This window comes from Butyricicoccus pullicaecorum, assembly GCF_002160355.1.
GTDB classification, from domain to species: domain Bacteria; phylum Bacillota; class Clostridia; order Oscillospirales; family Butyricicoccaceae; genus Butyricicoccus; species Butyricicoccus pullicaecorum.
Genome location: NZ_NFKK01000059.1, coordinates 1 through 501 on the forward strand (window position 1 = coordinate 1; position 501 = coordinate 501).

Genomic DNA, 501 nt, shown 5'->3' on the forward strand with positions numbered 1-501 from the left:
ATGAGCTTAACTACTGTGTTCGGAATGGGAACAGGTGTACCCTCATCACCATTGACACGCACTTACTTTTCTTTTCCGGAAAAGAAAAGCTAAGCAAAAGAAAAGCGAATTCGCTTCGCGCCGCACAGACGCTTTTGCTCTCTTTACTTTCCGTCTTTTTGAAGGTTTGTACCCTGAAAACTGAACAACCTTAGCGTTTAGAAAATATGTCAGTGACATATTTTTAGCTAAGGCCGTGACTGGCTTGCCAGTCAGGTCAGCTGCTTAGAAGGTTCGTTGTACCTTCAAAACTGAACAATCACTACTCGCTTTAGCTACTTTCGAGACTCTTTACCTAATTCACTAGGTCAAGCCCTCGGCCTATTAGTATCAGTCCGCTGCATGCATTACTGCACTTCCACTCCTGACCTATCAACCACATAGTCTACGTGGGGCCTTACCTCCGAAGAGTGGGAATACTTATCTCGAGGGAAGTTTCACGCTTAGATGCCTTCAGCGTTT

At 44.9% G+C, this 501-nt stretch carries 2 rRNA genes; both read right to left on the minus strand.

What is annotated here, in order from left to right:
* A 5S ribosomal RNA gene (gene rrf, locus B5F17_RS14560) occupies positions 1-62 on the minus strand; the annotation flags it as partial.
* A 281-nt stretch (positions 63-343) separates the two neighbouring features.
* A 23S ribosomal RNA gene (locus B5F17_RS14565) occupies positions 344-501 on the minus strand; the annotation flags it as partial.